22 protein-coding genes are annotated in these 24,204 nt (G+C 74.2%); 12 read left to right on the top strand and 10 right to left on the bottom strand.

Annotated elements, in window-relative coordinates:
• Positions 1-84: 84 nt before the first annotated feature.
• The 6 genes from bioD (at position 85) to ACFY1P_RS12835 (ending at position 6,099) form a co-directional block, all read left to right on the top strand.
• On the top strand, positions 85-801 hold the full coding sequence (gene bioD, locus ACFY1P_RS12860) for a dethiobiotin synthase (RefSeq protein ID WP_390750630.1): 717 nt from the start codon (positions 85-87) through the stop codon (positions 799-801).
• Positions 802-1,003: 202 nt separating this feature from the next.
• Positions 1,004-1,699 (top strand): class I SAM-dependent methyltransferase, encoded by a 696-nt coding sequence (locus ACFY1P_RS12855; protein ID WP_361529243.1) that lies wholly within the window; start codon positions 1,004-1,006, stop codon positions 1,697-1,699.
• A 100-nt stretch (positions 1,700-1,799) separates the two neighbouring features.
• The gene (locus tag ACFY1P_RS12850) at positions 1,800-2,675 is read left to right on the top strand and encodes an LLM class F420-dependent oxidoreductase (RefSeq protein WP_390750629.1); all 876 of its coding nucleotides are present in this window, start codon (positions 1,800-1,802) and stop codon (positions 2,673-2,675) included.
• A 196-nt stretch (positions 2,676-2,871) separates the two neighbouring features.
• Complete coding sequence (locus ACFY1P_RS12845; protein ID WP_361529237.1) at positions 2,872-4,209, top strand: hemolysin family protein; 1,338 nt, start codon at positions 2,872-2,874, stop codon at positions 4,207-4,209.
• Positions 4,206-5,219, top strand: a complete 1,014-nt coding sequence (locus ACFY1P_RS12840) for a hemolysin family protein (RefSeq protein ID WP_390750628.1) — start codon at positions 4,206-4,208, stop codon at positions 5,217-5,219. Before ACFY1P_RS12845 ends, ACFY1P_RS12840 begins: the two co-directional genes overlap by 4 nt.
• Positions 5,220-5,292: 73 nt before the next feature.
• Positions 5,293-6,099: an SGNH/GDSL hydrolase family protein gene (locus tag ACFY1P_RS12835; protein WP_361529231.1), complete on the top strand. Its 807-nt coding sequence runs from the start codon at positions 5,293-5,295 to the stop codon at positions 6,097-6,099.
• A gap of 185 nt (positions 6,100-6,284) precedes the next feature.
• Here ACFY1P_RS12835 and ACFY1P_RS12830 read toward each other — a convergent pair whose 3' ends face one another.
• Positions 6,285-7,115, bottom strand: coding sequence for an alpha/beta hydrolase (locus tag ACFY1P_RS12830; protein ID WP_361529228.1), 831 nt, complete (start codon positions 7,113-7,115; stop codon positions 6,285-6,287).
• Between the two features lie 154 nt (positions 7,116-7,269).
• Here ACFY1P_RS12830 and ACFY1P_RS12825 point away from each other — a divergent pair, with 154 nt between their 5' ends.
• Complete coding sequence (locus tag ACFY1P_RS12825) at positions 7,270-8,217, top strand: RNA polymerase sigma-70 factor (protein ID WP_390750627.1); 948 nt, start codon at positions 7,270-7,272, stop codon at positions 8,215-8,217.
• On the opposite strand, the gene ACFY1P_RS12820 is transcribed toward ACFY1P_RS12825, so the two are convergent.
• Entirely contained in the window at positions 8,166-8,945 is a 780-nt protein-coding gene (locus tag ACFY1P_RS12820) for an SDR family oxidoreductase (protein ID WP_361529222.1), read from the bottom strand. The two genes, ACFY1P_RS12825 and ACFY1P_RS12820, sit on opposite strands and share 52 nt — an antisense overlap.
• A 176-nt stretch (positions 8,946-9,121) precedes the next feature.
• Here ACFY1P_RS12820 and ACFY1P_RS12815 point away from each other — a divergent pair, with 176 nt between their 5' ends.
• Complete coding sequence (locus ACFY1P_RS12815) at positions 9,122-9,862, top strand: GntR family transcriptional regulator (RefSeq protein WP_361529219.1); 741 nt, start codon at positions 9,122-9,124, stop codon at positions 9,860-9,862.
• 18 nt (positions 9,863-9,880) lie between these two features.
• On the opposite strand, the gene ACFY1P_RS12810 is transcribed toward ACFY1P_RS12815, so the two are convergent.
• The 4 genes from ACFY1P_RS12810 to purB form a co-directional block, all read right to left on the bottom strand.
• Positions 9,881-11,047 (bottom strand): ROK family protein, encoded by a 1,167-nt coding sequence (locus ACFY1P_RS12810; RefSeq protein WP_361529216.1) that lies wholly within the window; start codon positions 11,045-11,047, stop codon positions 9,881-9,883.
• Positions 11,048-11,131: 84 nt separating this feature from the next.
• Positions 11,132-11,656, bottom strand: a complete 525-nt coding sequence (gene mug / locus ACFY1P_RS12805; RefSeq protein ID WP_361529246.1) for a G/U mismatch-specific DNA glycosylase — start codon at positions 11,654-11,656, stop codon at positions 11,132-11,134.
• 25 nt (positions 11,657-11,681) lie between these two features.
• Positions 11,682-12,116, bottom strand: a complete 435-nt coding sequence (locus ACFY1P_RS12800; RefSeq protein ID WP_361529213.1) for an MscL family protein — start codon at positions 12,114-12,116, stop codon at positions 11,682-11,684.
• Positions 12,117-12,286: 170 nt separating this feature from the next.
• The gene (purB, locus tag ACFY1P_RS12795) at positions 12,287-13,729 is read right to left on the bottom strand and encodes an adenylosuccinate lyase (protein WP_361529210.1); all 1,443 of its coding nucleotides are present in this window, start codon (positions 13,727-13,729) and stop codon (positions 12,287-12,289) included.
• A 162-nt stretch (positions 13,730-13,891) separates the two neighbouring features.
• Here purB and ACFY1P_RS12790 point away from each other — a divergent pair, with 162 nt between their 5' ends.
• The 3 genes from ACFY1P_RS12790 to ACFY1P_RS12780 all read left to right on the top strand — a co-directional run bounded on the left by ACFY1P_RS12790 (position 13,892) and on the right by ACFY1P_RS12780 (position 18,463).
• On the top strand, positions 13,892-15,265 hold the full coding sequence (locus tag ACFY1P_RS12790) for an NAD(P)/FAD-dependent oxidoreductase (RefSeq protein ID WP_361529207.1): 1,374 nt from the start codon (positions 13,892-13,894) through the stop codon (positions 15,263-15,265).
• A 91-nt stretch (positions 15,266-15,356) separates the two neighbouring features.
• A complete protein-coding gene (locus ACFY1P_RS12785) occupies positions 15,357-16,703 on the top strand; it encodes a GNAT family N-acetyltransferase (RefSeq protein WP_390750626.1) in 1,347 nt (448 codons plus the stop codon).
• A 74-nt stretch (positions 16,704-16,777) separates the two neighbouring features.
• Complete coding sequence (locus ACFY1P_RS12780) at positions 16,778-18,463, top strand: DUF885 domain-containing protein (protein ID WP_390750625.1); 1,686 nt, start codon at positions 16,778-16,780, stop codon at positions 18,461-18,463.
• Between the two features lie 49 nt (positions 18,464-18,512).
• Here ACFY1P_RS12780 and ACFY1P_RS12775 read toward each other — a convergent pair whose 3' ends face one another.
• Both ACFY1P_RS12775 and ACFY1P_RS12770 read right to left on the bottom strand, forming a co-directional pair.
• Positions 18,513-18,884, bottom strand: a complete 372-nt coding sequence (locus tag ACFY1P_RS12775) for a toxin Doc (protein WP_116210477.1) — start codon at positions 18,882-18,884, stop codon at positions 18,513-18,515.
• On the bottom strand, positions 18,884-19,114 hold the full coding sequence (locus tag ACFY1P_RS12770; protein WP_116210478.1) for a hypothetical protein: 231 nt from the start codon (positions 19,112-19,114) through the stop codon (positions 18,884-18,886). The genes ACFY1P_RS12775 and ACFY1P_RS12770 overlap by 1 nt, the downstream gene beginning before the upstream one ends.
• A gap of 150 nt (positions 19,115-19,264) precedes the next feature.
• Here ACFY1P_RS12770 and ACFY1P_RS12765 point away from each other — a divergent pair, with 150 nt between their 5' ends.
• Positions 19,265-19,711 (top strand): Lrp/AsnC family transcriptional regulator, encoded by a 447-nt coding sequence (locus ACFY1P_RS12765; RefSeq protein ID WP_361529197.1) that lies wholly within the window; start codon positions 19,265-19,267, stop codon positions 19,709-19,711.
• Here ACFY1P_RS12765 and ACFY1P_RS12760 read toward each other — a convergent pair.
• Together ACFY1P_RS12760 and ACFY1P_RS12755 are read right to left on the bottom strand one after the other, a co-directional pair.
• A complete protein-coding gene (locus tag ACFY1P_RS12760; protein WP_390750624.1) occupies positions 19,701-22,763 on the bottom strand; it encodes an AAA family ATPase in 3,063 nt (1,020 codons plus the stop codon). The two genes, ACFY1P_RS12765 and ACFY1P_RS12760, sit on opposite strands and share 11 nt — an antisense overlap.
• Positions 22,760-23,926: an exonuclease SbcCD subunit D gene (locus tag ACFY1P_RS12755; protein ID WP_390750623.1), complete on the bottom strand. Its 1,167-nt coding sequence runs from the start codon at positions 23,924-23,926 to the stop codon at positions 22,760-22,762. The genes ACFY1P_RS12760 and ACFY1P_RS12755 overlap by 4 nt, the downstream gene beginning before the upstream one ends.
• Between the last annotated feature and the right edge of the window lie 278 nt (positions 23,927-24,204).

The following is a 24,204-nucleotide window of genomic DNA, read 5'->3' as shown; positions in this document are numbered from 1 at the left end:
GCGGCCCCGCCCCGGGGCCGGGGCGGGGCAGGAGGACAAGCCCGCCGCAGGCGGCGAGGCGACAACGTATCGGAGGCAGAGAACGTGACCATCACGGTCGTCACAGGCACCAACACCGAGGTCGGCAAGACCGTCGTCACGGCGGCCATAGCGGCAGCGGCCCTGGCCGCGAGCCGTACGGTGGCCGTGCTCAAGCCCGCCCAGACCGGCGTCGCCCCGGACGAAGCCGGTGACATCGCGGAGGTGCAGCGGCTGGCCGGACCGGTGACGGGCCGCGAACTCGCCCGCTTCCCGGACCCGTTGGCCCCCGCGACCGCCGCCCGCCGCGCGGGCCGCGCGCCCGTGCGGCCGCGCGAGGCCGAGCGGGCCGCGACCGGGCTGGCGGCCGACCACGACCTGGTCCTGGTGGAGGGCGCCGGCGGGCTGCTCGTCCAGTTCGACGAGGCCGGTTCGACGCTGGCGGACGTGGCGGGCCTGCTGGCCGCCCCCGTGCTGCTCGTGGCGCAGGCGGGCCTGGGCACGCTCAACATCACCGCGCTCACGGCGGAGGCACTGCGCGCCCGTGGTCTGCGCTGCCAGGGCGTGGTGATCGGCAGTTGGCCCGCGGATCCGGACCTCGCGGCCCGCTGCAACCTCGCGGATCTCCCCGAGGCGGCGGGCGCGCCGCTGCTGGGCGCGGTGCCGGAGGGCGCGGGCGCGCTGCCGCCCGCGGACTTCCGCGCCGCGGCGCGGGGCTGGCTGGCGCCGGAGCTGAACGGCACGTGGGACGCGGCCGGCTTCGCGTCGTCACAGCGGGGCTGAGCGCTCCGCTCGGAGTCCGGTAGGTCACCTGCGGGCGCACCGTGGCCGGTCGCGCAGTTCCCCGCGCCCCTTCGGGGCGCCACCGGAGCTCCCACCGGCGCGCCCGGGACATCCCGCACACCGGACACACCGGATGTGGTGCGGGTGGGCCTGACGGGGGAAGACTCGCGATAGCCGCCGTATCCCCGGGAAGGGGTGTGCCATGTCGCTCAGGTCCACCACGACGCCGCACGACTCCGTGCACCATCCGGTGTTCGCCCGGTACTACGCGAAGCTGAGCCCGCTCCTCGACGAACGCGCCGGCATGGCCGCGCACCGGCGGGAGCTGCTGGCCGGGCTGTCCGGCCGGGTGATCGAGATCGGCGCGGGCAACGGCCTGAACTTCGCGCACTACCCGGCCACCGTCTCCGAGGTGGTGGCGATCGAGCCGGAGCGGCTGCTGCGCAGACGCGCGGTGGACGCCGCGGTCCGTGCGGGCGTTCCGGTCGACGTCGTGCCCGGGGCGGCGGAGGCGCTGCCGGTCAAGAGCGAGGCGTTCGACGCGGCGGTGGTGTCGCTGGTGCTGTGTTCGGTACGGGATGTGCGGCGGGCGCTCGCGGAGTTGCGGCGGGTCCTGCGGCCGGGCGGTGAGCTGCGGTTCTTCGAGCACGTCCGGGCGGAGGGGCCGGTGCCCGCGGCGGTGCAGCGGGTGCTGGACGCCACCGTCTGGCCGGTGCTGTTCGGCGGCTGTCACACGGCCCGGGATCCGCTGGCGGCGATCGTGGCGGCGGGCTTCGAGCTCGGCGCGTACCGGCGGCTGCGCGTCCCGGCGGGCCGGGTGCCGAATCCGGTCTCGCCCTGTGTGCTGGGGGTGGCCCGGCGCCCGGCCGAGCCGGACGGGGCCGGCGGCGCCTCCTGACTCCGCTCACCAGGAGACCGGAACTTCACCAGGAGACCGGAACACCAAACGGAGTCACCCTCCGGTAAGGTCGGCGCCGAGAACGATCAAGGGGGCTTTCATGACACGTCCGTTCCGTTTCGCCGTCAACATGCTGACACCCGGCTCCGCCGCCGAGTGGCGCGAGAAGTGCCGCCGGGCGGAGTCCCTGGGCTACGACGTCATCCTCGTACCCGACCACCTCGGCATGCCCGCGCCGTTCCCGTCGCTGGTCGCGGCGGCGGAGGCGACCGAGCGGCCGCGCCTGGGCACCTTCGTGCTCAACGCCGGACTGTGGAACCCCGCCCTGCTCGCGCGCGAGGTGGCGACCACCGACCAGCTCACGGGCGGGCGCCTGGAACTGGGGCTGGGCGCGGGCTATGTGAAGGAGGAGCACGACAGAGCGGGGCTGCCGTTCGGCTCGCCGCGCGAGCGCGTGGACCACCTGGAGCACACGGTCGACGAGCTGACCCGGCTGCTGGGCGACCCGGAACACGTACCGCAGCCCGTGCGGGCACCGCACCCGCCGCTGCTGCTCGGCGGCAACGGCAAGCGCATGCTGCGGCTGGCCGCGCGGCACGCCGACATCGCGGCGTTCACCGGGGCCACCACGAACGACTCCGGTGCCCTGGAGCTGATGAGCCCGGCCCTCATGGAGGAGCGGATGGCCGTCTACCACGGGTTCGCCGCCGGCCGCGAGACACCCGCCGAGCTGAACTACCTGGTGCAGATCGTGTCCGTCTGCGCGGACCGCCGGGCCGCGGTGCGCAAGCTGGGCGAGAAAGTGAAGCTCACCGAGGACGAGCTGCTCGGGCACCCGGCGCTGCTGGTGGGCTCGGTCAAGGACATCGCGGACCAGGTGCGCGGCCACCGCGAGCGGTTCGGCTTCACCTACTTCACCGTCCTGGAGGCGAGCATGGAGGCGTTCGCCCCCGTCATGGAGGAGCTGCGCGCCTGACGGCCGCACCGGCCCGGGGGCGCGAGGCCGGCGCTCCCTGGCCACTGGCTGCTTTGCTCATCCTTTACCATGGATGGTCACCCGTACCTTCACTTCCCGAAAGGTGTGAGCGTCCGCCCATGGGCGAGCCTCCCAGTAGCCGACATCGCGCGATCCTCCCCGCCCTGCCCGATCATGGGACGGAGGTGTGGAACCGATGATGGAAGTGCTGCTCCTGGCAGTGGCCCTGCTGCTGACGCTGGCGTGCGCCGTCTTCGTCGCGGCGGAGTTCTCGCTCACCACCGTCGAGCGCGGGGAGCTGGAGCGGGCCGCCGAGCAGGGTGACCGCGGCGCGCAGAGCGCGCTCAAGGCCGTACGCACCCTGACCTTCCAGCTCTCCGGCGCCCAGCTCGGGATCACCGTCACCGGCCTGATCATCGGCATGATCTCCAAGCCCTCGATCGCGGCGCTGCTCACCGGCCCGGTCGAGGGGCTCGGCCTGTCCCGGTCCGCGGCCTCCTCGGCCGCGCTGGTGCTCGGCACCGTGCTCTCCACGGTCGTCCTCATGGTGATCGGCGAACTGGTCCCCAAGAACTGGGCGATCTCGCGCCCGCTCCCGATGGCCAGGAAGGTCGCCGGGCCGCAGCGCGCGTTCAGCGCCGCCTTCCGCCCGCTGATCCGGCACCTCAACAACACCGCGAACCGCACCCTGCACCGGATGGGCCTGGAGCCCGCCGAGGAGCTGGCCTCCGCGCGCGGCCCGCAGGAGCTCGCCGCGCTCGCCCGCCACTCCGCCAAGGAGGGCGCCCTGGAGGCGGACACCGCCGAGCTGTTCATCCGGACGCTGAACCTCGCCGAGCTGACGGCGGAGAATGTGATGACGCCCCGCGTGCAGGTCACGGCGCTGGAGTCGCACGCCACCGTCGAGGACGTCGTGAACGCCACCCGGGCCACCGGGCTCTCGCGCTTCCCCGTCTACCGCGGCAGCCTCGACGCCGTCATCGGCACCGCCCACGTCAAGGACGTCCTGGCGATACCGGCGGAGCAGCGCCCCCGCCACCCCGTCACCGCGACGCTGCGCGAGCCGCTGCTCGTCCCCACGTCGCTGACCGTGGACCGGCTGCTGGACCGGCTCTCGGGCCGGCGCACCATGGCCGTCGTCATCGACGAGTACGGCGGCACGGCCGGCGTGGTCACCCTGGAGGACATCGTGGAGGAGGTCGTCGGCGAGGTGCGCGACGAGCACGACCCCGACGAGCTGCCCGACCTGGCCCCGGCCGGCACGGACGGCGAGGGCCGGCGGCTCTACGACGCGGACGGCGCGGTGCGCACCGACCAGCTGGAGATCATCGGGCTGCGGGCCCCGGACGGCCCGTACGAGACCCTCGCCGGGCTCGTCGCCACCGAGCTCGGCCGGATCCCGGCCGCGGGCGACACCGTCGAGATCGCGGGCTGGCGGATCGACGTGGCCGATGCCACGGGCCGCCGTGCGGCCCGGGTCCGGCTGACGGCCCCGGCCGCGGGCCGGCCCACCGGTGAGGAGGCGGGCCGATGACCGTCGTCCAGCTGCTCATCGGTCTGGCGACCCTCGTCGTCAACGCCTTCTTCGTGGGCGCCGAGTTCGCGCTCATCTCCGTGCGCCGCAGCCAGATCGAGCCGTACGCCGACGAGGGCGACCGGCGGGCCCGCAGCGTGCTGTGGGGCCTGCGGCACATCTCGGCCCTGATGGCCGCCGCCCAGCTCGGCATCACGCTGTGCACCCTGGTCCTCGGTGTGGTCGCCGAACCGGCCATTGCCCACCTCATGGAGCCGGTCTTCCACGCCGTCGGACTGCCCGGCGAGCTGATCCACCTGGTGTCGTTCGTCATCGCGCTGGCCGTGGCGACCTATCTCCACATGCTCTTCGGCGAGATGGTCCCGAAGAACGTCGCGCTCGCCGAGCCGGTGCGCACCGCCCTGCTCCTCGGGCCGCCGCTGGTGACCCTGGCGCGGGCGCTGCGCCCGGTGGTCTTCACCATCAACTCGCTCGCGAACGCCCTGCTGAAGCTGATGCGGGTCGAGCCGAAGGACGAGGTCGCGGCGACCTACTCCGACGACCAGCTGTCCCGGATCGTCGCCGACTCCAGCGCGGCGGGACTGCTCGACGACCGCGCGACCGAGCGCCTGCGGGACGCCCTGGAGCTGGGCAAGCGCCCGGTCAAGGACGTGGTCACCCCGGTCGAGCAGGTGGTCTCCGCGCCGCTGGGGGTCACGCCCGAGGAGCTGGAGCGGCTCTCGGCGGAGTCCGGCTTCTCCCGCTTCCCGGTGCTCGACGACTCCGGCCGGCTCATCGGCTATCTGCACGTGAAGGACGCGCTGGACGTCGCCCCGCGCGACCAGCCGTTCCCGGTGCGGCGGATGCGGCGGATCGCGACGGTCCGGGCGGCCACCCCGCTCGACGACGTGATCACGACGATGAGCGGCACCGGCACCCACCTCGCCGCGGTCACCGGCGACGACGACCGGCCGGTGGGCCTGGTGACCCTGGAGGACGTGCTGCGCGAGCTGGTCGGCCAGCGGCCGTAGGGCGCTCGGCCCCGGGGCGATATCCGGCACCGCCCCGGGGCCGGCCGTCCGGCAGGAGTAGGATCGCCGCGCCATGCAGATGAATGCCACATACACCAGCTTTGTCGCGGTCGGCGACTCCTTCACCGAGGGGATGTCCGACCGGCTCCCCGACGGCTCGTACCGCGGCTGGGCCGATCTCCTCGCGGCACGGCTGGCCGCCCGTACGCCCGGCGGCCTGCGCTACGCCAATCTGGCCGTGCGCGGGAAGCTCATCGGGCAGATAGCCGACGAGCAGTCGGCCGCCGCCGCGGCCATGGGCGCCGACCTGGCGACCCTGGTCGGCGGGCTCAACGACGTGCTGCGCCCGAAGTGCGACGTGGATCTCGTGTGCGCCCGGCTGGCCGAGGCCGTGGAGCGGATCGCGCCGAGCTGCAAGCAGCTGGTGCTGATGCGCAGCCCCGGCCGGCACGGTCCGGTGCTGGAGCGGTTCCGGCCGCGCATGGAGCACCTCTTCGGCTTCGTCGACGAGCTCGCCGAGAAGCACGGCGCGCTGGTGGTGGACCTCTTCGGCGCCGAGGTGCTGGGCGATCCGCGGATGTGGGCGGAGGACCGGCTGCACCTCAACGCGGAGGGGCACCGGCGGGTGGCCGAGGCCGTGTGGCAGGCGCTCGGCCATGAACCGGAGCTCGACTGGCGCGCTCCGCTCCCTCCGTTCGTCCGCCCCGGCTGGGCCGCCCGCCGCGGCTCCGACGCGCGGTTCGCCCGCGAGCACCTGCTGCCGTGGATCGGCCGCCGGCTGACGGGCCGCTCGTCGGGGGACGGCCGGGTGGGAGCGCACTTCGACGCCGTCTCGAGGCGGGCCCGGCCGGTGCTCCTGAACCCGCCCGCGCAGGGCTGACGGCCAGTCAGGCCAACCCGCCATGGGGTGGCGGGAACGCCCCCGCTAAGCAAGCTTGACGAAGGTCGGTGCGGTTCGGCAGCGCCCCGAAGGGGCGCGGGGCTCTTTCGATGTGCGGCTCCGCCGCGTGGGCGCGACCAGCCACGACCTACCCGCAGATGACGCACCGGACTTCCAGCCGACGCTCAGCGGGACGCGTCGAGGATGACGCGGGCGACCAGCGCCGGGTCGTCGTTCATGGGCACGTGGCCGCAGCCGGACAGCCGCAGCAGCCGGGCGCCGGGCATCACCTTCTTGGCGCGGACGCCCTGCCGGGGCACCAGCAGCCGGTCCTTGCTGCCCCAGGCGATGGTGACCGGGATGTCGGACACATCGTGGTCGAACCGCACCGTGCGCCCCGCCTCCAGGGTCGCGGCGAAGCCGGTGGCCTCGCGCAGGGCGCGCGTCTCCGCGATCACGGCGTCGGGTGAACGGCGCACGGGCCGGGCGTAGATGGGACCGACCATCGCCGCGCGGCCGGCCGCCGTACGGGCCAGCCGGGCGGCCAGCGGAGGGGGCATGGTGACGGCGCCGCGGCGCATCTGGCTGAGCACCGCGAAGGCGTACCGGCGCTCGGTCTCGTTCCAGAACCCGGCGGGAGAGATCGCCGTGACGGAGCGCACGAGCTTCTCGTGGCCGAGCTGGAGGGCGAGCAGCCCGCCGAGGGAGTTGCCCACGACGTGCGGCCGGTCCAGCCCGAGCGTCTCGAAGAGCGCGGCCAGGACGGGGGTCACGCCCTGGAGGTCGTAGCGGATCCCGTCGGGCAGGCCGGGCGAGCGGCCGAAGCCGGGCAGGTCGACGGCGATGACGTCGCGCTCGGCGGCGAGTATGCCCGCGACCGGGTCCCACACCTGGAGGTGGTGGCCGATGCCGTGCAGCAGGACGAGGGGTTCCCCGCCGCCGAGCCGTTCGTAGGACACCTCCACCGTCCGCTCTCCTGCGGGGGTGTCGATGGGGAAGGCGACCGTGTCGGCCATGGTGCGACTCCTCGTCATCCACGGGGCAGTGCCGGTGTATCGGACAGGATGTCAGCAAGGATTACCGCTGGGTAGACCCCGGCGGTCCGGGGCCGCGGCGGTGAGAGCGGGTTCATATGGACAACCCCGCCCCGGCCACGGTGGGATGGGCGCCGTGACCTCATCCGACCCCGCGCTCGACGTCTTCGAGGAGCACCGCGGCATCCTGACCGGAGTGGCCTACCGCATGCTGGGCCGTGTCGCGGACGCCGAGGACGTCGTGCAGGAGGCGTGGCTGCGCTGGTCCCGCGCCGACCGCGAGGAGGTGCGCGACGCCCGCGGCTTCCTGGTGCGCGTCACCACGCGGCTGGCCATCGACCGGCTGCGCCAGGCGAGTTCACGGCGCGAGAGCTACGTCGGCCCCTGGCTGCCGGAGCCGGTCGTGACGGACTTCGGGGCCACCGTGCCGGACACCGCCGAGCGGGCCGTGCTCGCCGATTCCGTCTCGCTGGGCATGCTCGTCGTCCTGGAGTCCCTCTCGCCGCTGGAGCGCGCGGTCTTCGTGCTCCGCGAGGCGTTCGCCTTCCCCTATCAGGAGATCGCCGCCGTGCTCGACCGCTCGGAGGCGGCCGTGCGGCAGCTCGCCGGGCGGGCGCGCCGCCATGTCGACGAGGGCAGGCCGCGATTCCCGGTGGACCCCGCCCGGCAGCGGGACCTCACCGAGAAGTTCCTGGCGGCGGCCACCGGCGGGAGCATCGAGGACCTGCTGGCGCTGCTCGCCCCCGACGTGCGGCTCGTCGGCGACAGCGGCGGGAAGTCCAAGGCGCCACTGCGGGTGCTGGAGAGCGCCGACAAGGTCGGGCGCTTCCTCTTCGCGGTGGCCCACAAGGGCGTGCCGGAGGGGGAGGTCCGCTTCCTGGAGCTCAACGCCCGGCCGGCGCTGCTCGTCCTCTCCGCGGGCCGGCCGGACACCGTCCTCAGCGTCGAGCTCTCCGCCGACGGCCGGATCGCGGCCGTCTACGTCCAGCGCAACCCCGACAAGCTCGCGGGGCTCGCGCAGCGGAGCGGTGCTCAGTGGACGGAGAAGCCGCCGTCGACGAAGACCGACTGGCCGGTGACATAGGCGGAGGCACGGCTCGCCAGGAAGACCGCCGCACCGGCGAAGTCCTCGGCCAGGCCGTTGCGTCCGGTCATCGTGCGCGCCGCGAGCGCCGCCACCTTCTCCGGGTCGGAGGACAGCCGTTGGTTGAGCGGCGTCATCACGAAGCCGGGCACGAGCGTGTTGCAGGTGACGCCGTACGGGGACCACGCCTCGGCCTGTGAGCGGGCGAGCGACTCCAGCGCGCCCTTGGAGACGCCGTACGCGCCGCTCTGCACGAACGCCCGGTGTGCCTGCTGGGAGGTGATGTGGATGATCCGGCCGAAGCCCCGCTCGGCCATGCCGGGCCCGAACCGCTCCCCCAGCAGGTACGGCGCCTCCAGGTTCACCGCCATCGTGGCGTCCCACACGTCCTCGCCCAGCTCGCCCATCGGCGGACGCAGGTTGATCCCGGCGCTGTTGACGAGGATGTCGGGTTCGCCGAACACCGCGGCCGCGGCGTCCGCCGCGGTGCGCACGCCATCGCGGGTGCCCAGGTCGGCGCTCACCCAGGCCGCCCGGCAGCCCTCGGCCGTCAACTCCCGGGCGGTGGCGGCCAGCTCCGTCTCACGGCGGGCCACGACCACGACGCGCGCCCCGGCGCGCGCGAGCGCCCCGGTGACGGCCCGGCCGATGCCGGAGCTCCCGCCGGTCACCACCGCGACGCGGCCGTCCAGCGAGAAGAGTTCGGAGAGATACGCCTGCGGGTTCATGCCCGCACCCTAGACGGCGCTCCCGCGCGGCCGGCTCCCGGGGCCGGGACCTCCGGGGCCGGTCCGACAATCACGCCATTGGTCTTGACCAAGTCTGCGTGCCGCCTTATGGTCGCAGGCATACTGCAACAACCTTTAATAAAGAAGCGCGCGAAAAGCCTTTGCGGAGGATCAGGGTGGGGACCACGCAGCTGGACACGGTGCCGGAGCCGAAGTACTGGCACCTGAAGACCGTGCTCACCGACGCACTCGACTCCGAGTTCGCGGTGGGCGAGATCCTGCCGAACGAGCGCGAGCTCGCGGCCCGCTTCGGCGTCGCGCGGGCCACGCTGCGCCAGGCCCTCGAACAACTGGAGCTGGAGGGGCGCCTCCAGCGCCGCCGTGGCGTCGGCACCACCGTCGCCCCGCCCCGCATGGGCGTCTCCGTCGGCGACACCGACCACTCCTGGCCCGGCGCGGGCCCGGACGCCTGGCTCGCCGTCGGCTGCGAAGAGGCGGTCCCGCCCGCGGCCGTCGCCCGCTTCCTGGACACCCGCGGCGGCGAGCCGGTGCACACCGTCCGCCGCACCCGCCGCACCCACGGGCAGCCCGTGGCGGCCGAGTTGCTGTACGTCCCGCTGAGCAGTGTGCCCGGCCTCACCGGCATCGACGCGCCAGCGGGCGCGGCCCGGGCCCGTGCCGTGCTCCGGGAGTTGCAGCGCCTGGAGCTCGACGGCCAGGACCAGGCCGTGGAGCTCGGCTCCGCGCGCGCCGACGACGCCAAGCAGCTCGACCGGCTGCCGGGCTCGCCCGTGCTCGTCGTCACCACCCGCTATTTCACCGGGGGCCGCACGGGGGCGGTGGCCGTGGCCACCTATCGCGCGGACACCTGCCGGCTCACCTTCGGCGACTCGGGGATGCAGCTGCTGGCCGGCTGACGCCGGTCGCGGTCCGGCTCAGCGCCGCGCCGTCACCGTGCTCTCGACCGCGAAGAGTTGCTCCTCCACGTGGTCGAGGGCCAGCCGCAGCGCGCCCGTCGCCACCGCCGCCTCGCCCAGCAGCGACTGCACGACCCGCGGCGGGCGCAGGCAGTAGCGGGCCAGCTCGGCGCGCAGGGGTTCCAGGACACCGCTGAGCCCGGCGGCCCAGCCGCCCACGACGACGAGCTCCGGGTCGAGGGCGAGCACCAGGGCGGCCACGTCGTGCACGAGCCGCCGCATGAACCGGTCGACGGCCGCCCCGGCCCGCTCGTCGCCCTCACGCGCCAGCGTGAACACCCGTGCCACCTGCGCCTCGTCCAGCGGGTGCAGGGGTTCGCCCGTGGTGGACAGCACCACTTCGGGGGTGGCCTCGCGGCCCAGCAGGTGCAGCGCGCCGATCTCCCCGGCCGCGCCGCCGTACCCCCGGTGCAGCCGGCCGCCGATCAGCGACCCGGCGCCCGGGCTCAGCCCGGCGAGGACGAACACCACGTCGTCGGAGGCGGTGGCCGCGCCCTTCCAGTGCTCGGCCACGGCGGCGGCGTTGGCGTCGTTCTCGACCAGCACCGGACACCGGAACGAGCGCTGCAGCCGCTCCCCGAGGGGCAGTCCGGTCCAGCCCGGCAGGGCGGTGCCCAGCCGTACGGTCCCGTCGGCCTCCACGATGCCGGGGCTGGCCACTCCGACCGCCCGGAGCCGGCTGCGGGGCACGCCCGAGCGCTCCAGCAGGTCGGCGACCGCTACGCGTACGCAGCCCAGGCGCTCGTCCGCCGAGGCGGTCTCCGCGACGTCGAGGGAGGCCGAGCCCATGACCCGCCCGCCGAGGTCGGCCATCAGGGCGGCGATGCGGTGCGGGCCGATCTCGATGCCCATGAGGTGGCCGGCCTCCACGCGGAAGCGGAAGCGGCGCGCCGGGCGGCCCTGGCGCCGGGCCTCGCCCTCCTCGGCGGGCGCCTCCACCACCAGGCCGGACTCCATCAGGCCCTCGACCACGCCCTCGACGGTCGGCCGGGACAGGCCCGTCACCTTGGTCAGGTCGGTGAGCGTGGGGGCACCGGGTGGCGCCGCCGAGCGCAGCGCGTGCAGCACCACGGCCGAATTGATCCGCCGCAACAGAGACGGATCCCCGCCGGTGAGCCGCCCCAACGTCGCCGCCTCCTCGCTTTGCGTGTCCTTTGCTGTCGCGTCGGATGGTATCCGGTGCGAGGGAGAGCGGCGAGCCTCGGGACCTCACCCGGAGCGGGCGGCTCCGGGCAGCTCCGTCGCCGCGCGCAGCCGCTCGAATTCCTCGGTCATCTTCGGGAGCGGCCAATGGGCATTGAGACCGCTGGGGTTGGGGAGGGCCCAGATGCGGGTGGCGCCGATCGTCCGGTCCTGCGGGCCGATCCGGGCGCGCTTGTCGTCGAAGGCGACGCGGTAGGCGGTGATGCCGACGACGGCCAGCCAGCGCGGCCGCAGCCGGGTGACCTTCTCGACGAGGAGCCGTCCGCCCTCGCGGAACTCCTCGTCGGCGATCTCGTCGGCCCGCGCGGAGGGGCGCGCCACCACGTTGGTGATGCCCAAGCCGTACGTCAGCAGCTCGTCCTGCTCGAAGGGGGCGAGGCGGCGGGGGGTGAAGCCGGAGAGGTGGAGGACGGGCCAGAACCGGTTGCCGGGGCGGGCGAAGTGGTGGCCGGTGGCCTCGGACATCAGGCCGGGGTTTATGCCGCAGAACAGCACGCGGAGGTCTTCCGCGACGACATCGGGTACCACCAGGCGTCCCCTCCTTTTGGGGAAAACCCTATACCGGCGGTGCAGGCGGCTGGTCCGTGCCGCAGTGGAGGCACTTCCGGGCGCGCTCGGGCAGGTCTTCCGAGAGGCAGGCCGGACAGACCTTGAGCGGTCCGGGCTCGGCGAAGACGACGAGTCCGCGGCGGGCCTGGACGTGCTTGTAGGGCACGACGATGAGGAAGTAGACGACGGCCATGAAGATGAGGAAGTACACGAGGGCGGAGAGGAAGGAGCCGAGGTCGAGGTAGGTGGCGCGGTTGCCGGTCCGGCCGAGCTGCCAGCCCAGGCCCATGGAGTGGCCGCCCTGGGCGCGGGTGATGATCGGGTTGATCACGAAGTCGGTGAACGCCTTGATGAGCGTGCTCATCGCGAGGGCGATGATCAGCCCCACGGCGACGGTGACGATGTCACCGCGCATGACGAAGTTCTTGAATCCCTTGAGCACGGCCGTCTCTCCTAGCGTCGGGCATCCGATGAGACCACGCAGAACGGTACATTCCGGACTTCCGTCGTCGGCGGTACGGCGCGGCCGACCCGGATACGCCGACCGCCCGTGGCGGTGCCCCCACGAGGGAGGACACCGCCACGGGCGGCGAGGAACGGGACGCGTCGGCTCTAGAGGATCGACCCCGGGGCGTACGCGGCGGCCTCCGGGTGCTGCTTGGCGATCTCCTCGATGCGGGCGACGACCAGGGTCACCTGGTCAGCGGCGGCACCGCTGAAGGACAGCTTGTCGGCCATCAGGGCGTCCAGGCCCGCCCGGTCCAGCGGGATGCGGTCGTCGGCGGCGAGCTTGTCGAGCAGCTCGTTGCGCTCGGCGCCCTGCTCGCGCATGGCCAGCGCGGAGGCCACGGCGTGCTCCTTGATGGCCTCGTGCGCGACCTCGCGGCCGACCCCGGCCCGCACCGCGGCCATCAGGACCTTGGTGGTGGCGAGGAAGGGGAGGTAGCGGTCGAGCTCGCGGGCGACGACGGCGGGGAAGGCGCCGAACTCGTCGAGGACGGTGAGGAACGTCTCCAGCAGGCCGTCGAGCGCGAAGAACGCGTCCGGCAGCGCGACGCGGCGCACCACCGAGCAGGAGACGTCGCCCTCGTTCCACTGGTCGCCCGCCAGCTCGCCGGTCATCGAGGCGTAGCCGCGCAGGATCACCATGAGGCCGTTGACACGCTCGCAGGAGCGGGTGTTCATCTTGTGCGGCATGGCGGACGAGCCGACCTGGCCCGGCTTGAAGCCCTCGGTCACCAGCTCGTGGCCGGCCATCAGCCGGATGGTCTTGGCCAGCGAGGAGGGGGCCGCGGCCAGCTGCACCAGCGCGGTGACGACGTCGTAGTCGAGGGAGCGGGGGTAGACCTGGCCGACGGAGGTGAAGGCGTGCGCGAAGCCGAGGTGGCCCGCGATCCGGCGCTCCAGCTCGTCCAGCTTCGCGGCGTCGCCGCCGAGCAGGTCGAGCATGTCCTGGGCGGTGCCGACCGGGCCCTTGATGCCGCGCAGCGGATAGCGGCCCAGCAGCTCCTCCAGCCGGCCGTAGGCGACGAGCAGCTCGTCGGCCGTGGTCGCGAAGCGCTTGCCGAGGGTGGTGGCCTGGGCGGCGACGTTGTGCGAGCGGCCCGCCATGACCAGCTCGGCGTGCTCGCCGGCCAGCTTGCCCAGCCGGGCCAGCACGGCGACGGCACGGTCGCGGACGAGCTCCAGCGAGAGCCGGATCTGGAGCTGCTCGACGTTCTCCGTGAGGTCGCGGGACGTCATGCCCTTGTGGACGTGCTCATGACCGGCGAGGGCGTTGAACTCCTCGATCCGGGCCTTCACGTCGTGGCGGGTGACCTTCTCGCGCTCGGCGATCGAGGCCAGGTCCACCTGGTCCAGGACCCGCTCGTAGTCGGCGAGTGCGGCGTCCGGCACCTCGATACCCAGGTCCTTCTGGGCGCGGAGCACGGCCAGCCAGAGCTTCCGCTCCAGGGTGACCTTGTACTCGGGGGACCACAGGACGGCGAGCTCGGCGGAGGCGTAGCGGCCGGCGAGGACGTTGGGAATGCGGGGCTTCAAAGGCGCAGCTGTCACACGACCAGAGTCTACTGGCGGTTCGCGCAGGCCAGCGCCCCGGCCCGGTTCGTGCGTTGCTACGAGAGCAGCCACGACGGAAGCAGTGGGCGTGCCGCGGCGCCGCGGCGGTGGGATGGTGGGTGCGCACGCCCGGGACGCCGCGAGCGGAAGGTGGCACGCATGGCCGAGCAGGTGGACGTCGTCGTCATCGGCATGGGTCCGGGCGGTGAGCAGGTGGCGGGGCGGCTGGCCGAGGCCGGGCTGAGCGTGGTGGGTGTCGAGGCGGAGCTGGTCGGCGGCGAGTGCCCGTACTGGGGGTGCGTCCCGAGCAAGATGATGATCCGGGCGGGGAACCTGCTGGCCGAGGGGCGCCGGATCCCCGGCATGGCGGGGGCCTCGCAGGTGACACCGGACTGGGCGCCGCTGGCCCGCCGGATCCGTGACGAGGCCACCGACGACTGGAACGACCAGGTGGCGGCCGACCGCTTCACCGGCAAGGGCGGCAGGCTGGTCCGGGGCCGCGGCAGGCTGGCCGGGCCCGGCCGGGTCGAGGTGGACGGCCAGGTCTTCGAGGCCCTGCGCGGGGTGGTGATCGCGACGGGCACCAAGCCGTCCGTCCCGCCGGTGCCGGGCCTGGCGGACGTGCCGTACTGGACCAACCGCGACGCCGTCTCCGCGAAGGAGGCGCCGGGCTCGCTGCTCGTGCTCGGCGGCGGCGCCATCGGGCTCGAACTCGCCCAGGTCTACGCCCGCTTCGGCACCCGCGTCGAGATCGTCGAGGCCATGGAGGGCCTGCTCCCGGCCGAGGAGCCGGAGGCGGGCGAGCTGCTGGCGGAGGTGCTGCGCCGGGAGGGCGTGGGCATCCGGACCGGCGCCCGGGCGGCCGGGGTGCGGCACGGCGGGGACGCCTTCACGCTCACGCTCGCGGACGGCACAGAGCTCGCGGCAGACCGGCTGCTGGTGGCCACGGGCCGCCGGGCGGACCTCACGGACCTCGGCCTGGAGACCGTGGGACTCGACCCGCAGGCGCGGTCGCTGAAGGTGGACGGCCAGCTGCTCGCGGCGCACGCGCTGTGGGGCGTGGGCGACGTGACGGGGCACGGGGCGTTCACGCACGTCGCGATGTACGAGGCCGGGATCGTGGTCCGGGCCGTGCTGGGCGAGCCGGGGCCCGACGCCGACTACCGCGCGCTGCCGAGGGTGACGTTCACCGACCCGGAGGCCGGCGCCGTGGGGCTGACGGAGCATCAGGCACGGGAGAAGGGGCTGCGCGTGCGCACCGGCCTGGCGCGGGTGCCGTCCTCGGCACGCGGGTGGATCCACAAGGCGGGCAACGACGGCCTGGTCAAGCTGGTCGAGGACGCGGACCGGGGCGTCCTGGTCGGGGCCACGACGGTGGGTCCGATGGGCGGTGAGGTGATGTACGGCCTGGCCGTGGCGGTCCAGGCGGAGGTGCCGGTGGAGGCCCTGCGCCATATGATCTACGCGTATCCGACCTTCCACCGGGGCGTGGAGGACGCGCTCGCCGACCTCCACGGGCGGCCGGAGGGCTGACAACCGGGACAGTTGACGACAAGGCCGCCCTTTAACCCATCGGTCACAAGCCGTTCGTGATCACGCAACACCGTTCGGCCAGGGTGGGTCCATGACTGACGAGACCCGCACGAAGAGCGCCCGGGCGCGCCATCACTGGCGGCGGGATCTGGTGGAGCTGGCCGCCCTGTTCACCGCTGTCGCCGCCGCCGACTCCGTGGCCGACACCGTCGTGCACGGCGCGAACGGCCCCGTCCTGCTGGTCTCCTCGGCCGCCGCGCTGCTGGCCACGGCCGGCTTCCACACCTGGTGGGCACGGCGGCACGGCCCCGCGGCCCTCCCTCCCGCCGAGCCCGGCCGCGAGGAGCCCGAGGCCTGCGGGAGCACCGCACTGTGGCGGATGCGGACCACCGTGCGGGACGAGCCCGGCAGTCTCGCGGCGCTGTGCGTGGCGCTGGCCCACCACCGCGTCGACATCCTCGCGCTCCAGACGCACCCGCTGGCCGACGGCGCCGTCGACGAGCTGCTGCTGCGCGCCCCGGACGCCCTGACGCCCGCCGAGCTGGCGGACGCCGCCACCACGGGCGGCGGCAGCGGGACATGGCTGGAGCGCGCCGACGCCCACGACCTCGTGGACGCCCCGACCCGGGCGCTCACCCTCGCCACCCGCACGGCACTGGACGCCGCGGAACTGCCGCTCGCCCTGCGGCAGTTGTTCGGCCGCTGCACCATCCGCTCACTGCCCGGCACGGATCCGGCGGTGCCGCCGGAGGGGACGTGGGACGAGACGGTGATCCGGCTGCCGGACCCCTCGGGCGGGACGATCACCATCGAGCGCCCCCACCCGCCCTTCACCCCCACCGAGTTCGCGCGGGCCCGCGCGCTGGTCGAGCTGGACGCCCGCCTCGGCCCACGCGTCCCGCCGCTCAGCGACGTGCTGACGCTGCCGGAGGGCAACGAGATCACCGTGCGCCGCGCCGGCCCCGGCGACCTGGCCGCGGCGCGCGAGATGCACGACCGCTGCTCCCCCGCGACGCTCTCCCGCCGCTACCACGGGCCGGTCGGTGACGCGGACCGCTATCTCCGGCACCTGCTGAGCCCGCGCTTCGGCCGCACCCTGGCCGCGTACACGGCCTCCGGCCGGCTGGTGGCGCTCGGCCACCTGCTGTGGGACGGCGAGGAGACCGAGATCTCGCTGCTCGTCGAGGACGCGTGGCAGCGGCGCGGGGTCGGCGGTGAACTCCTGGGCCGGCTGGTCGCGATGGCCTCCGAGGCCGGGTGCGAGAGCGTCTACGCCGTCACCCAGTCGTCCAACACCGCGATGGTGGCGGCCATGCGCGCGCTCGGCCTGCCGCTGGACTATCTGATCGAGGAGGGCACGCTGGTCGTCACGGCCCGGCTGCCCCGGGAGCCGGCCAGGCCCGCGGCCCGTACGGGATCTTCCGCCCACAAGCGCTGAATTGCCGCACCGCTCCGATATCCGGAAGCCAAATCCCGGTGACGCGGCCGCCCCACGCGTACGAGGATGACCGCATGCCGAACGACACCAGGAACCTCCTCCCCCGCCAGGTCGCCGACGCCTACGTCGACGCGTTCATCGAAGTCGACCCGCTCACCGGCACCTATCTCGGAGTGGCGGAGTCCACGCGGCGGCTGCCGGACTTCTCCCCGGCGGGCCAGCAGGCCCTCGCCGACCTGGCCCGCGAGACCCTCGTCCGGCTCGCCGAGGCGGAGCGGCAGCCGGGCGCGGACAGCGACATCGAGCGGCGCTGCGCCCGCCTGCTGCGCGAGCGGCTCACCGCCGAACTCGCCGTCCACGAAGCGGGCGAGCCGCTGCGCGCGGTGAGCAACCTCCACTCGCCGCTGCACAGCGTGCGGCAGACGTTCACCATCATGCCCGCGGAGAGCACCGAGGACTGGTCGGCGATCGCCGAGCGGCTGCGGGCGGTTCCCACGTCGCTGGAGTCCTACCGCGCGGCGCTCGCCGAGGGCCTCGACCGGAAGCTGCCCGCCGGGCCGCGCCAGGTGACCACCGTCCTCGGGCAGTTGGACGAGTGGATCGGCACGGACGGCGGCTGGTTCGCGGACTTCGTCGCCCAGGGGCCCGAAGCGCTGCGCGCGGAGCTGGCGGAGGGCGCCGCCGCCGCGACGGGCGGGCTCGTGGCGCTGCGCGACTGGCTGCGCGACGTCTACGCCCCGGGCGTCGAGGGTGCCCCCGAGGTGGTGGGCCGCGAGCGGTACGCCCGTTGGGCGCGCTACTGGAACGGCACGGACCTCGACCTCGAGGAGGCGTACGCCTACGGCTGGTCGGAGTTCCACCGCATCCTCGGCGAGATGCGCGTGGAGGCCGAGAAGGTGCTGCCCGGCGCGCAGACCCCCTGGGAGGCACTGGCCCATCTCGACGCCCACGGCCCGCACATCGAGGGCGTGGAGGAGGTGCGCGAGTGGCTCCAGGAGCTGATGGACGAGGCCATCGAGGCACTGGACGGCACCCACTTCGAGCTGGCCGAGAGGGTCAAGCGGGTGGAGTCCCGGATCGCTCCCCCCGGCAGCGCCGCCGCCCCGTACTACAGCTCGCCGTCCGAGGACTTCTCGCGGCCGGGCCGCACCTGGCTGCCGACGATGGGCGAGACCCGGTTCCCGGAGTACGACCTGGTGTCCACCTGGTACCACGAGGGCGTGCCCGGCCACCACCTCCAGCTCGCGCAGTGGACGCACGTGGCGGACCAACTCTCCCGATACCAGACCACCGTCGGCCACGTCAGCGCCAACTGCGAGGGCTGGGCGCTCTACGCGGAGCGGCTCATGGACGAGCTGGGCTTCCTGACCGACCCCGGGCGCCGGCTGGGCTATCTCGACGCGCAGATGATGCGCTCCACACGCGTGATCGTGGACATCGGGATGCACCTGGAGCTCGAGATCCCGGAGCACTCGCCGTTCCACCCCGGCGAGCGGTGGACGCCCGAGCTGGCACGGGAGTTCTTCGGGCTGCACAGCGGCCGCCCGGCGGGCTTCGTCGACAGCGAGCTGGTGCGCTATCTGGGCATGCCGGGCCAGGCGATCGGCTACAAGCTCGGCGAGCGGGCCTGGCTGGCCGGGCGCGACGCGGCCCGCAAGGCGCACGGTGACGCGTTCGACGCGAAGGCGTGGCACATGGCGGCGCTGTCGCAGGGGTCGCTGGGTCTGGACGACCTGCTGGCGGAACTGTCGATCCTCTGAGCCGCGCGGGCGGGTCCGGTGCGGCAGCCGGGCCCGCCCCGCGCCGCGGTCAGATGCGCCAGGTCCGGATGCGGTCGGCGCACTCGTAGACGTCGACCCGGTATTCCTTGATGTCCCGCGCGAGATCCACTATGGAGCCGTAGGGCGGGTCGATGCCCTCGCCCGCGGCGGCCATGTAGGCGACGACGACCATGCAGGCGTAGAGGCTGCTGCGCACCGGCAGCGGCTGGAGCCTGACGAGGGTGTGCATCAGGGCGGCGGCCCGCCAGGCGGCGTCGGGCTCATGGTCGAACTTCGCGACGTCGAAGGCGTGCCGGGAGACCGCCGCGGCGAGGGCGGTGTAGTCGTGGACGGCGGGCTCCTCGTACAGCTTCTGCTCCTGCACGCCCAGGAGCCAGGGCAGATCGATGAGCAACGTCATCAGGCGGCCGCACCGCCCTCGGACGGAGGGGCCTCCTCGGGGAAGGCGGCGTCGAATTCCTCTATGTGTTCGTTCCAGAACTTCGCGGCACGCTCCACGAAGCGGCGCCGCTGCTGCTCGCGCACGGACAGGTCGTGCACATACGCCTTGATGCTCTTCCCGTCGGCGGCAGCGGCCTCACGGATGGCCGCGAGCTCCTCTTCCGTGAATTCAATGTTGAGTGCCGGCATGTCTCCACGGTACCGGCCCAGTACCGGCGGGGGCAGGGACACCGCGTGGCCGCCATGGCGGAAAATCCACGGCCCGACCACCCCTTCCCGAACAGTCAATCCCCGGTAAAAGCCTTGTTCAACCGGGGTTTCCACTGTTAGACATCACCCATGACCGGCTATTCCCCCGACGCCACCGACTGGCGCATCCTCGACGCCCTCCAGAGCAACGGCCGTGCGGGCTTCGCGGAGTTGGCGCGCGTGGTGAGCATGTCCTCCAGCGCCGTGACCGAACGCGTCCGCCGTCTGGAGGAGGCGGGAGTCATCGGCGGGTACACGGCCGTCGTCGACCCCGGGAAGCTGGGTCTGCCCGTCCTCGCCTTCGTCCGGCTGTGCTGTCCGAACGGCGACTACCAGCCCTTCCGCGACCTGCTGGCCACCACCCCGGAGATCCTGGAGGCGCACCACGTCACCGGCGACGACTCCTTCGTCATCAAGGTCGCGGCGCGGTCGATGCGGCACTTGGAGGAGGTGGCGGGGCGGATCGGCGCCCTCGGCTCGGTGACCACGAGCGTCGTCTACTCCTCGCCGCTCGCCCGCCGCGCGCTCAGCCGCTGACCCCCGCCGTGCGGTGCCGCACGGCGGACCCCGACCGGCCCTTGACGACCTGGAGTTGAGCCGGGACGCGCTGGCGGAGGTCGGCGACGTGACTGACGATGCCGACCGTACGGTCCCGCTCGCGCAGGGAGTCGAGCACGTCGAGCACCTCGTCGAGGGTCTGTTCGTCGAGGCTGCCGAAGCCCTCGTCGATGAAGAGCGTGTCGAGCCGGATGCCGCCCGCCTCCTCCGTCACCACGTCGGCGAGCCCGAGCGCGAGGGCCAGGGAGGCGAAGAAGGTCTCCCCGCCGGAGAGGGTCGCGGTGTCGCGCTCGCGGCCGGTCCAGGCGTCGACGACGTGCAGGCCGAGGCCGGAGCGGCGGGTGCCGCCGGAGCGGGCGTCGGAGTGCACCAGGGTGTAGCGCCCGGCCGACATCCGCTGGAGCCGCAGGGTCGCGGCGGCCGCGACCTGCTCCAGCCGGGCGGCCAGTACGTAGGACTCCAGGCGCATCTTCCGCTCGTTGTGGGCGGACGTCCCGGCGACGAGCGTGGCGAGGCCCGCCACGCGGTGGTGCTCCTCGCGCAGCGGGGCCAGGCGGCGGACGTCGGCGGCGGCCCGCGCGGAGAGCTGGTCCAGCTCCCGGCAGCGCGTGCGGGCGGCGGACTCGGCGGCCGAGGTCTCGCGCAGCCGCCGGGTCGCGGCGGCGAGCAGCGCGTCGGCGGCGGCCGGGTCGGCGGGGGGCCGCTGCGCGGCGGCCGCGTTCCGCGGGTCGGCCAGTTCGGCGGCGACGGCGGCCCGCTCGCTGTGCCAGTCGTCGAGGCGCTGCCGCAGGGCCCGCTGCTCGTGTCCGGGGAGTACGGCGCCGGCCGCGTCCGTCGGCGTGGGGAAACCGGCCCGCTCGGCCGCCGCGGCGAGCCGTGCCCCGGCCTTCTCCAGGTCGTCCGCGGCGCTCTCCGCGGCCCGTACCGCCTCGGCCGCCCCGGCGAGGAGGGTCAGGCGGTGCTCCAGCAGCGCGGCGTGCGCGGCGACGGACTCCGCTCCCCCGCGCGCCTTCGCCAACTCCTTCTCCAGCGCCGCCAGTTCGCCTTCGAGGTGTTCCCTGCGGGCCGTGCGGGCGGTGGCGCGCAGCTCGGCCGCCCGCTGCTCGGCGCGCCTGCGCTCGTACTCCCGCTCCGCGCCCTCCAGCGCTTCGCGGGCCTGGTGCGCGTCGGCCCCCGCCGCCCGGGCCTCGGCGTAGGAGCGGCTGATGTCCTCGGCGGCCGCGGCCAGTTCGGCGACGGGCGCCGCTCCCGCCTCGGCCTCGGCGTGGGCGAGGGCGTCGCGCAGTGCCTGGAGGTCGCGCTCGGACCGCTCGCGGACGGACTCGGCGTCCTGGAAGAGGCCGAGGGCGCGGGCCTCTTCGGCGCGGTCGACGTGGTCGGCCGCGGTGCGGGCGGGGTCGGGGTGCTCGGTGGATCCGCAGACCTTGCAGGCCGTGCCGGGGGTCAGCTCGGCCGCGAGTTCGGCGGCGATGCCGAGCAGGCGGCGTTCCTTGAGGTCGAGCCAGTGCTCACGGGCCGCGGTGGCCCGCTCCCGGGCTTCGAGCAGCCGGGCGCGGGCGGCGGTGACCTGACCGGCGAGACGGTCGCGTTCCCGGGCGGCGTCGAGCCTGCGCCGGGCGGGGGCCACCTCGCCCTCCAGGCGGGCGGCCCGCGTGGCCGCGTCCTGTGCGCGCTCGACGCGCCACTGATGGGCGGCGTGCCGGTCCTCCCAGCCGGCGAGCCAGTCGGCGGCCTCGGTGAGGGTGTCCTCGTCGAAGCGGGCCTCGCGGTCCAGGCCGGCCAGTTCGGCGGCGATGCCGGTGGCGCGCTGTTCGGCGCGGCGGGCGGCCGAGAGCGAGCCGAGCTCCTCGCGGTGGGCCCGCTCCAGTGCGGCGAGTTCCGCCGCGGGGGCGTCCCGGTGGGTGGCGGAGAGCCGGTCGCGGGCGGCCCGTTCGGCACCGGCGGCGGCGCGGTGCGCGCGCCGGGCCTCTTCGTGCAGTTCCAGGGCGGGCACCACGGACCCGGCGGCCTGCGCCCGTTCCAGGCGCTCGCGCAGCCGCTCGGCCTCGGCGTCGCGCTCCTCGAAGGCGGCGGCGCGCTGCCGGGCCGCCGCGTACCGCCCCTGGAGACCGGCCAGTTCACGGGTGTCGTCGGCGTGCCGCTGGGCCGCGCGGTGGGCGTCCTCCGCGGTGCGTACGGCGACGGCCGCGATGTCCCGCCGCTCCCGCGCCCCGGAGCGGGCCAGCGCGGCCCAGGTCAGCACGGCCTCGGCCAGCCCGGCGTCGCCGGGGGCCAGGGGCGCCCGGCCGGCGGATGCCGTACGGGAGGAGGTGCGCTGTCCGGGCACGGCGGCGATGCCCGGTTCGGGCAGCGAGGGGTCGGCGGCGGCCTGCCGCATCCGGTGGAGGAGGGCCAGGAGCTGCTCGTCGCCGGTGGTGACCTGCTTCTCGGCGGCCCGGCGCAGCTCGGCGAGGTGGTCCTCGACGGCGGCGAAGCGGCTGGTGTCGAAGAGCTTGCCGAGCAGCTTGCCGCGGGCGGTGTCCTCGGCGCGCAGGAAGCGCGCGAAGTCGCCCTGGGGCAGGAGCACGACCTGGCAGAACTGTTCGCGGCTCATGCCGAGCAGCTGGGTGATCTCCTCGCCGATCTCCTGGTGGGAGCGGCTGAGGCCCTGCCACTGTCCGTCGTCGTGGCGTTCGCGCAGCGTGCTGTGGGCCTTCTCGCGGGTGAAGCCGTCGCCCCGCTTCTTGGGGCGCAGTTGCTCGGGCCGCCGGGTGATCTCCAGGCGCCGGCCGCCGACGGTGAGGTCGAGCGTCACCTCGGTGAGGGTGGCCGGGTCGGCGTGGTCGCTGCGCAGGGTCAGGCCGCTGCCCTGCCGGGCGCCGGGGACCCCGCCGTAGAGGGCGTAGCAGACCGCGTCGAGCACGGAGGTCTTGCCGGCGCCGGTGGGGCCGTGCAGCAGGAAGAGCCCGGCGGACGACAGGGCGTCGAAGTCGATCTCCTGGGAGTCGCCGAAGGGCCCGAAGGCGTGCAGGGCGAGCCGGTGCAGCCTCATCGGGCCTCCTCGCCGAGGGTCTCGGCCAGCCGTACGGAATCTACGACGTGGGTCAGCACCGCGCTCTCGGCGGGGTCGGGGCCGAGGCCGCCGCGCACGTGGGCGACGAAGTCCTCGGCGATCTGGTGGTCGCTGCGGCCGCGGAGCCGCTGGGCGTAGGAGGCGAGGGGGTCCTCGGGTGCCCGGTCGGGATCGAGGACGAGGCTCACCACGTGCGGGAAGCGCGCGGCGAGGCGGGCCATGGGTTCCTCGGGGCGGTGCGGGTCGGTGAGGGTGGCCTCGACCCACGCCTCCTCGTGCTTCGTGAGGCGCGGGTCGCCGAGCAGGTCGTCGAGGCGGCCGCGGATGCGGGCGAGCGGGCGTGGCACGGGACAGTCCAGCCGCTCGGCGTCCAGCGCGCCGCCGGCGCCGAGGTCGACGAGCCACATCGTCTTGCGGTGGTCGGCCTCAGAGAAGGAGTACGCCAGCGGGGAGCCGGAGTAGCGGACGCGCTCGGTGATCGTCTGGCAGCCGTGGAGGTGGCCGAGCGCGGCGTAGTCGACGCCGTCGAAGGTCTCCGGGGCGACGGAGGCGACCCCGCCCACGGTGATGTCGCGCTCGCTGTCGCTGGCCGCGCCGCCCGCGACGAAGGCGTGCGCGAGGACGACGGACCGGGTCCCGGCGGGCCGTTCGGCGAGGTCGGCGCGCACCCGGTCCATGGCGGCCCGCAGCACCGCCTGATGACCGCCGCGCTCCGCGCCGAGCTCCTCGCGCACGAGGGCGGGCTCCAGGTAGGGCAGGCCGTAGAAGGCGACGTCGCCGTGCGCGTCGGCGAGCACGACGGGGGTGCCGCAGCCCGCCGGGTCGGTGCGCAGGTGTATCCCGGCCCGCCCGATGAGCCCGGCGCCGACGCCGAGGCGGCGGGGCGAGTCGTGGTTGCCGGAGATCATCACGGTGGGCACCCCGGCGTCGGCGAGCTTGTGCAGCGCCTCGTCGAAGAGCTCGACGGCGGCGAGCGGCGGCACGGCCCGGTCGTACACGTCACCGGAGACGAGCACCACATCCACGTCGTGCTCGCGCACGGCGCCCACGAGGTGATCGATGAAGGCCCGCTGTTCCCGGAGCAGGCCGATGCGGTGGAAGGACCGCCCGAGGTGCCAGTCGGAGGTGTGCAGCATTCTCACAGGAGGGCTCCGACCTGCATGTTCCTGTCCCTCCGCGCTCGCCTCGGCACGACGGGCACCACCATCGGCCACGCCGTCCCCGGACGGCACCCTGCCCGTCCGCCCCGTAAGTCTCCCATCCGGGCGGGGGTACGGGGGGCCGTGGGGCGGTTGTGGGCCGGTGGCCGTGATTTTCGGTCACGTTGGCGGACACCCGGCGGCTTCGGATGTGGCCGCACCCGCGCCCGCACGTCGAGGAACACCACCATCGCGCCCGGCCCGGCCCGAGGCCGGATTTT

It is taken from the genome of Streptomyces sp. NPDC001407 (genome assembly GCF_042895325.1).
GTDB lineage: Bacteria > Actinomycetota > Actinomycetes > Streptomycetales > Streptomycetaceae > Streptomyces.
This window is presented reverse-complemented; position numbering and strand designations above follow the sequence as displayed.